Annotated in this window: 8 protein-coding genes and 2 pseudogenes; 4 read left to right on the forward strand and 6 right to left on the reverse strand. The window is 67.4% G+C overall.

The annotated features are described in order from the left end of the window. Window positions 1-117: 117 nt before the first annotated feature. From ABZ371_RS26580 to ABZ371_RS26590, 3 genes and pseudogenes are all read left to right on the forward strand, one after another. Window positions 118-285 (forward strand): annotated as a pseudogene (locus tag ABZ371_RS26580) (transposase); the annotation flags it as partial. A 119-nt stretch (window positions 286-404) separates the two neighbouring features. Beyond that, window positions 405-1151 carry a TIGR02391 family protein gene (locus ABZ371_RS26585; protein ID WP_358684062.1) on the forward strand — a complete coding sequence of 249 codons (747 nt, stop codon included), beginning with the start codon at window positions 405-407 and terminating at the stop codon, window positions 1149-1151. 154 nt (window positions 1152-1305) lie between these two features. Continuing rightward, window positions 1306-2475 (forward strand): competence protein CoiA family protein, encoded by a 1170-nt coding sequence (locus ABZ371_RS26590; protein WP_358684064.1) that lies wholly within the window; start codon window positions 1306-1308, stop codon window positions 2473-2475. A 315-nt stretch (window positions 2476-2790) separates the two neighbouring features. Here ABZ371_RS26590 and ABZ371_RS26595 read toward each other — a convergent pair whose 3' ends face one another. After that, window positions 2791-3135, reverse strand: a complete 345-nt coding sequence (locus tag ABZ371_RS26595; protein WP_358684066.1) for a hypothetical protein — start codon at window positions 3133-3135, stop codon at window positions 2791-2793. Window positions 3136-3205: 70 nt separating this feature from the next. Between ABZ371_RS26595 and ABZ371_RS26600 the strand changes: the two genes are divergently transcribed. Next, on the forward strand, window positions 3206-4060 hold the full coding sequence (locus tag ABZ371_RS26600) for an IS5 family transposase (RefSeq protein ID WP_358684068.1): 855 nt from the start codon (window positions 3206-3208) through the stop codon (window positions 4058-4060). A 46-nt stretch (window positions 4061-4106) separates the two neighbouring features. Here ABZ371_RS26600 and ABZ371_RS26605 read toward each other — a convergent pair whose 3' ends face one another. From ABZ371_RS26605 to ABZ371_RS26625, 5 genes and pseudogenes are all read right to left on the reverse strand, one after another. Beyond that, window positions 4107-4502 carry a contact-dependent growth inhibition system immunity protein gene (locus ABZ371_RS26605; protein WP_358684070.1) on the reverse strand — a complete coding sequence of 132 codons (396 nt, stop codon included), beginning with the start codon at window positions 4500-4502 and terminating at the stop codon, window positions 4107-4109. 12 nt (window positions 4503-4514) lie between these two features. After that, the gene (locus tag ABZ371_RS26610; protein WP_358684072.1) at window positions 4515-5237 is read right to left on the reverse strand and encodes a hypothetical protein; all 723 of its coding nucleotides are present in this window, start codon (window positions 5235-5237) and stop codon (window positions 4515-4517) included. 2 nt (window positions 5238-5239) lie between these two features. Next, entirely contained in the window at window positions 5240-5407 is a 168-nt protein-coding gene (locus ABZ371_RS26615; protein WP_358684074.1) for a hypothetical protein, read from the reverse strand. A gap of 460 nt (window positions 5408-5867) precedes the next feature. Next, window positions 5868-5997: pseudogene (locus ABZ371_RS26620) on the reverse strand (IS481 family transposase); the annotation flags it as partial. 20 nt (window positions 5998-6017) lie between these two features. After that, the gene (locus ABZ371_RS26625; RefSeq protein WP_358684076.1) at window positions 6018-6797 is read right to left on the reverse strand and encodes a hypothetical protein; all 780 of its coding nucleotides are present in this window, start codon (window positions 6795-6797) and stop codon (window positions 6018-6020) included. Window positions 6798-7105: the final 308 nt, after the last annotated feature.

Consider the following 7105-nt stretch of genomic DNA (forward strand, 5'->3'; position numbering starts at 1 on the left):
TTGAACGCCTTCGACATCACCTTCGACGGCCGACTCTCCGCAGCCCGCCAGTAACCCTCAACAACCCGAGTTACACCGCTCGTTTGACAGACCCGCGGCCGTTCCTGTCGGTCAGACGGGCGTTGTGGCCGGTGGCGGGACCACCGGCAGGTGATCGACCGGATTCTGCACCGGGTTCGGACCGGGGTGCAGTGGCGTGACCTGCCGGATCGTTTCGGGCCGTAAAAGATGGTCTATGAACGGCACCGATTGTGGTCGGCCGACGGGGCGTGGGAACGGCTGCTCTAGCAGGTCCAGGCCGCGGCCGACGTCGCGGGCGAGCTGGCCGCGGCGTACGAGACCACCCGTTTCCTCTTCCCACCGATCAGCGGATGCGCCGCTCGACCGCTGCTAGCGTTCCGGCCGTGACTTCTGCACGCATATCCGGTCCCCTCGTGCCCGAACTGATCCGCACACTCCCCACGCCCGAGCTCGGGTTGCACCTGCTCGCCTCGCTCGCCGAGAACGCGAACATCAACTCCAACAACGTCCTCCGCGGCTTCCAGAGCTCCTTCGGAGGCGGGTACGGCGGCAACCCCGCGGAACCCGATCTCGACCGGCTCCTGCAACGAATCGCCGACGCGTGGGCGTGGCTCGTTTCGAAGGGTCTGATCGGACCGAATCCGACCCAGGATCAGAACTGGAGCAGGGTCACCACCGAAGGCCGCGCCCTGGCCCAGGACCCGGCCGCGCTCCTGGAGCTGCACGGTGCCGAGCGTTTGGCCGGCCCCTTGGACCAGGCGCTCACCAAAGCCCGCACCTACTTCAACCTCGGGGACTATGAGACCGCTTGCTTCGCCGCCATGAAGGCCGTCGAGGTAGCTGTACGCGACGCCTCCGGCCTGGCCAACGGGTTCACAGGCACCGCGCTGATGCAGCAAGCCTTCCAACCCGAGAAAGGCCCGCTGACCGACACCGAGAGCGAGCGCGGTGAGCAGGTCGGCATGATGAGCTTCTTCGCTGGCGCCTTCGGGGCCTTCCGCAACCCGGTGGGTCACCGCACGGTGCACTTCGACGACCCGATGGAAGCAGCCGAGATCATCCAGACCGCCGACCTCATGCTTCGCATCGTGCGCCGTGCCCAGAAGCGCAACGGCGCCGCCGACGCGTAGCAGCGGGGTAAAGCGACCACCCCGCCGCACGAATTGTCAGGCGGGCGACGGCACTTCACCCAACTCAGGTCAGGTGATCTGCGGATCGCCCTATTGGCGTGTCAGACCCGGTCAAGATGATGGACGGACGACGCTATGACGTGGGGGGAGCACTGTGAGCTTCACTGCCGTACACGTGGAGCGGGGCCGCCTGGACGCCTCTCTGCCGGATCTCGGCTGCGGCTGGGACTGGAGTGCGGTCCACCGGGTGCGGCCGCCAGCCCGCCTGGCATGCCCGGAGTGCGGCCACGAGATGCACGCCAAGGTGTCGCCCCTGGGCCTGCGGTTCTTCGCCCATGCGCCTATGGCTCCGACGTGCACGCTGGCGGAGGAATCCATGGCCCACCACCTGCTCAAGCTAGAGCTTGCTCAGGCGGCCCGCGCGGCCGGATGGATGGCCGAGTTGGAGGTGAGTGGGCCGGACGGTCGTTGGCGGGCGGACGTCCTCGCCTCCACTGCCAAAAACCGGCGTGTCGCCCTGGAGGCGCAGCTTGCGACCATCACCCCCGTCGAGATTCGTGCCCGTACGGAGCGGATGGGGGCTGACGGCGTACGGGCCTACTGGTTCAGTGACCGCACCCGGATTCCCTGGCTGGGCGCCGTTCCCTCGGTGCGGCTGACTCGGCAGGGCGAGGGCCTGGTCGCTGTCGAGCCCATGGCCCGGTTCACCGGCGCCTACTGGGCCCCCGAGCCGTCCATACCGCTCTCCGAGTTCGTCGGCAGGGCCCTCACCTCACGGTTCGTCTCGCACTATCCACGCACCCCGCATCATCACGTGAACCGGCCCATGACGCTGCTATGGGCCCATCCCAAGTGCGTACTCGCGGAGGCCAAGAAGCTGGGAGATGAGGAAAAGAAGCAGTGCACGGCACAGGAGGAGCAGGAACGTGCCGAGGAGCGGGGGTACGCACGGCAGGAGGCCGCGCTCGCAGAATTCGCGGCACGAGCCGATCCCGACCGGGCGGCCCTGGCCCGGCACTCCGCCCGGCTGCCCGGGATCGAGCAAGCCATTGCTCAGGCAGCCGACATGTTCCTCACCCGCGTGACTGTCGGCTGGAGTGTGGGAGACAGTCGCTACTCCAGCGGCATCCCGCTCGTCAACGACCACGGGAACCTGCTGGCTGTCTTCGACCCGCTTCCGCTGGCCGGCCGCTGTCCCGACTTCCTCCTGGACGTCGGGCTGCCGATGCTCTTCCCTACGGAGGAACGACGCGAGCGCTTCGAAGAGCACCGAGCAACTGGTGAGCGGCTTCGTTCCCGGCGGGCTCTGGAGGGTGAGGCCTGACCTATACAGTCACGCCCGGGTTTGCCTCCGGCTGCGACAACGACCACCAGCTAATCGCCGTGACAGCGGGGCGGTGGGGTACCAGGAAGCGCCCCCTACCGCCTGCGTGCGCATCATCGGCCGCACCTGAACACGCGAATGGTGACGACCTTTGGCATCATCTACAAGTCGTACCGGCGATCACTCCTCGCCGGTACGACCACTTGGTTGCAGCTCGGGAAGGACGGAGGAGCACCGCAGGCCCGGTCGTGCTGGGTCAGTGGTCAGCTCTGAGTATGAGGCGGCGTCGGCGACCCGCCGGCCGGCTCGTCGCCCTCATGCCTCCACTCCCGCTCCGAGAGTTCCCCGGTGCGCCGGGTAGGCGACGTCCAAGGCGAGCATGAGGGACATGTAGCGACCCAATTCCGCGGCGCAGTCAGACTCGGTCAGGTACTGGAGCGTGTTGAGGGCGACGGCGGCCAAGCCGGGTGCCCCCTCTGGTGTGATACCGCCACACACGGCCCACTGCCGCCACATCACATCTGCGGTCAGCAAGGCGAGGATCTCCGGATCGGCCGAGGAGCGCCGCAGCAGGTCGTGAAGAGCGCCGGTCGCCAACGTGCAGGTGTGCACGGCGTGGCATAGGTCCCGGTCGTCGGCCGTCTCGACGGTGCGCACCATGCCGGCAATGCCCTGAGACCGCGTTTGAGATCTGTCGTGTCCCGGTGTGGGAGGGGTCGTTGAGCCTTGCGTGAGTGGCTCTAGGGGTGGGTATCCGTCGGATCTGACGGATGAGCAGTGGGCTCTGGTCGAGCCGTTGCTGCCGGCGGCGAGGGTCGGGCCGAAGGGCGGCCGGCGGGAGAAGCACCCACGTCGGCGGATCGTGGACGCGATCTTCTATGTGGTGCGGACCGGGTGCGCCTGGCGCCAGCTGCCGAAGGACTTCCCGCCCTGGCCGACTGTGTACTGGTACTTCACTTGGTGGCACGACGACGGCACCGTCGAGCAGGTCCACGACACGTTGCGCGGCCGGGTCCGTGAGGCTGACGGCCGTAACGCGGAGCCGAGCGCCGGGCTGATCGACTCCCAATCCGTGCGCACGGCCGATACGGTCCCTGTCTGCACCCGAGGCTTCGACGCGGGCAAGAAGGTGAAGGGCCGCAAGCGGTTCATCGTCACGGACACCCTGGGCCTGCTGCTGGCTGTTCACGTGGTCGCGGCGAACATCCAGGACCGCGACGGCGCGAAGCGTTCGTTGCTGTGGACTCGCCTGGATCATCCGGGCGTGCAGAGGATCTGGGCGGACCAGGGCTTCGCCGGCCGCCTCGTGGAGTGGTCACGGACGATTCTCGGCCGTGAGTTGGAGATCGTGCGCAAGGCCCCGGACCAGCGCGGATTCCAGGTTCAGCCCAAGAGATGGGCGGTCGAGCGCACTTTCTCGTGGCTTACCGCCCACCGCCGCCTCGCACGTGACTACGAGACCAGCCCGGCCCGCTCAGAGACCATGATCCGATGGGCGATGATCGGCATCATGGTCCGTCGGCTCGCCCGTGGCCGACCGGCGACGCGTCCGGGCCCGCGCATGCTCCTGCGAGACGTTTCGTAGTTGCACGCCGACCTTCGCCTCGAGGGGGAACGTCCCGCGTCGGCGCTTATGGAGCCAGGAAGAGCTCAACCTTCCGTTGCAGGTCAGGGGGCAGGCCAGTCAACTTCGAGACGATCACGCGAAGCTCTCTGCCGAGGTCGGGAAATTCGTCCCAGACCGAGGGGTTCCTGGCGAGGACCGCGGACAGCAGATCACCTTCGTACATGTGTCCCTCTGCCATCGGGTTCTCCCGAAGTACCTCCAGAGCCAGTGGCAGGAGGTAGGGCAGGCCCATGCCCTGCCCGATCAACAAGCGCAAGTCCTCGACGGTCAGTTCACCGAGCGGCCGACGCCGCAAGGCGTGTGCAGTAGTGACAAGACGGGTGTCGTCGGCTGACGGGGCTGGCCAGCGGGCGCGTTCAAGCTCTTCCAGCGAGCGGTCACGATTCAAGGGGTGCGTCACCGGTCGATTGTCCTACGAGCAGATCTCAAACGCGGTCTGAGCCCACGGGGACTGTGCCAGCAGATCGGTCCCAGCGAGCTCAGCCTCTCGGTGCTCCTCACGGATGTGCTCAATCACCTCGGTGTGGTTTGGCATGGCCTGTTTCAGGGCTGCCAGCAACTCCTCGATCCCAAGGTCGGCGGCACCGCCGAGCAGCATCCGGGCGCCGGGGGCCATCAGGGCCGGGTGGAAGACGTTCGGAAGAGCGCCCGGCGAGCGGGGTAGTTCGAGCCCGGCTTCGGCAGCGTGAGCGCGCAGAGTCTCGTCCAGGTCCCGCCGCGGCAAACGTCGATTCCTCAGCATTCTCGTGGCCGCGGCCTGTCTGGCCTTGAACGCCCGGTCGGAGTTCCCGGTGGGGATCTTGTCGACGCCCGCTCGCGCCAGCGGCCGCTCCAGACTCACGATCAGGGCCGACCGCAGCCGCTGGGCGCTGTCAGGGGTGGCATCGGCTGCCCACAAGTGCCACCCGATCCACCCCATGCCGCGGCTCTGCCTCGCGGTGATCGCCAAGTGCAGAGCCCGACGCAGGATGTGGGGCTGGATGGTGGAGGAGTCAGGCTCGAACCAGCCCGAGGGCCTGGGAAGCCAGCTGTTTTGTTGCCAGCGCTCCACTTGCGTCGGGCTGGCCTTGAGCCCGTGTTCCTTGAGGGCTCGGACCAAGGCAAGGTGGGCGGTGGACGGCTTCGTGCGGGCCATGGTCAATTCCTCCGGTCCTGGCTGCCGACGGTCAGGACGGAGTACAGGGCAACGGCGGTTCCAATCGCACTCGCCCATGCCTCGCTCTGCGCGGCTGCGACGGCCGCAACCGTCACCAAGAGCAGCATGGACAAGCGCGGGCCGGCGCCTCCGTCGACGTTGGTGTTCACGTACGTGGTCCCTTTCGTGAGGTCTGCTGCCGGGTATGCCCGGCAGTGCAGCCCGACCGTGTGGATCCGGGGCGGTGCCGCACCTCTAGGAGCTCACGACGCCTCTCGCCAGATGCAGGAAACTTCGCGGGGTTATCGTCAGTCACGGCGCTTCCGCGCCATTGAGCAGGGGTGACGCCAGCCAGGCCGGAGTGCTGCGGAAGCGCGAAAACTGCACGGAGATATAGCCCCACCCCCGAGTCCGCTGCTACCTGGGGCGACAAAGGCCATGGTCCGTATCGCCCATCGCAGTATCAACTCTGCCGAACCGCCTCCGTCGGCACGACCGCCCATCGAGCGGACTGGGGCATGGCTGGGCCGCTTTCGCCAGCTCCGCGAACGCTGGAAACCGTCTAGATCACCGAGCGCGAGTCACGGGGCGGGGCAGCAGATTCCGCAAGAGTTCGGCGGTTTCTGCCTCGAGGCCAAGCAGACGATGCGGGCCGGGCCCCAGCGGCGCAGGACGCGGGCCTTGATGATGCGGCGTTGTGCGGGCGGGAGGAGAGGTCCGTCATCCCGGCCTCGCCCAGAGCCCGGTAGCGGCCGGCCCACGCCGCGTTGTCGTCTGCGCCTACGACGCCTCGCGGATGGCTGTCCAACCGCCACGGTTGAAGGACTCGTCACCTGGGGCAACGATCGGTGGCTTCTCGTTGCTGCCCGCCTGTTGGTACGCACGCTGCGTGGCGGCGGACGACAGCTTCCAGTCGTTGTCCTCCCAGATCGCGGCAACCAGTGACCGCGTGTAGGTGCCGCGCTCCTTCGCTGTCTCCCCCGGCTTCGTGGTCGCGCGCGACAGCAGCCAGGCGCTCACCTCGCTCCCCGACTCCTTCACGACCTGGAAGCCGATCACGTGGCTACGTACGTAGGCCCCGTCCGGAAGGGCGCTTCCGGCGGGCAGGCCCATGTCTGTGCGAATCTTCTTGTCCGTCTGGATCGCCTGGAGCTCGATCCGCTCGGCGTTGACGTCACTGTGGTCGGACTGGGCCATGTAGGACTCGTAGATGCCCAGCTGCACGTCCACCGCGGTGCGGCCTGCCTCGACCGTGGTGTTGCTCGCCGCGGCCAGCATCGCGACGGCGCCCTCGGTGCTCTGCGGGAAGCCCACCTGGTTGCCGCGCGTATCCACCCGCTCGTTGCGGGGCAGAGCTGCCCACCGCGAGGGCTCGGTCCAGTCGGACGGTGCTTGGGACGTAGGGGCGGCCGTGGTTCTGGGGCGGGCGCTGTACTCAGCCCCGCCGTTCCCCTCCGGCCCGGCGTCGTCGGTGATGCCGCAAGCCGCCAGAGACAGCGTGAGAATGGCGAAGCTGCCAACCCCCCATGCCGAAGCCCAGCGCAGCCTTGTCCTGCTCATCGTTGCCATAAGAACGTCCTTAGCTCTCGTGCAGTTGTAAATGGTCAGTCGCCCGTTCACGAATCAACGCCTGCCTCGAACAGCCCCGCAGTCTCCTCGGCCGCCACCCCATCGCACCCACCTCATGAGGTTTGTCAGCGAGCGCGAGTCACGGGGCGGGGCAGCAGATTCCGCAAGAGTTCGGCGGTTTCTGCTTCCATATCGACGCCGCCGGGGTCTGTCAAACGAGCGGTGTAACTCGGGTTGTTGAGGGTTACTGGCGGGCTGCGGAGAGTCGGCCGTCGAAGGTGATGTCGAAGGCGTTCAAC

Source organism: Streptomyces sp. NPDC005899 (assembly GCF_040629645.1).
Taxonomy (GTDB): Bacteria; Actinomycetota; Actinomycetes; order Streptomycetales; family Streptomycetaceae; genus Streptomyces.